This is a genomic window from Streptomyces griseoloalbus, assembly GCA_014650015.1.
In the GTDB taxonomy this organism is placed as follows: Bacteria; Actinomycetota; Actinomycetes; order Streptomycetales; family Streptomycetaceae; genus Streptomyces; species Streptomyces griseoloalbus.
Genome location: BMUD01000176.1, coordinates 1 through 524, shown reverse-complemented (window position 1 = coordinate 524; position 524 = coordinate 1). Strand labels below are relative to the sequence as shown.

Genomic DNA, 524 nt, shown 5'->3' with positions numbered 1-524 from the left:
ATCTCTGTTCGACACAATAGATACCGACACTCCATGTAAACGAACAATTTCATCAACATATAAAGAGGCAAGTCTGTAAGCATCATAAGTAGACTTTACAAGAAGAAAATGCGCAGATTTAGTTAGTCTATCAACTACAACCCAAATAGAATCCATACCTCGAGAAGTCCGAGGTAGGCCAACAACAAAATCCATAGTCACATGTTCCCACTTCCATTCAGGAATAGGGAGAGGTTGAAGTAGACCGCCTGGTTTCTGATGTTCAGCCTTAACTTGCTGACATTGAAGGCACTTGGACACATATTCTGCAATCTCTTTCTTCATTTTAGGCCACCAATAGCTTTGTTTCAAATCCCGATACATTTTGTTGTTACCCGGATGCATAGCAAATACAGATCTGTGGGCTTCATCTAAAACCCTCTTCTTTAGTTCCGGGATATCAGGGACACACATTCTGTTTCGGAATTTCAACAGTTCATTCTCAATGCTAAATTCTGCTTTTGGACTCGCCTCGAATTGTGGAA

At 40.6% G+C, this 524-nt stretch carries 1 protein-coding gene; it reads right to left on the bottom strand.

From position 1 onward, the window contains the following. On the bottom strand, window positions 1-524 hold a 524-nt coding region (locus IE178_RS37270; RefSeq protein ID WP_193515125.1), incomplete at both ends, for a hypothetical protein.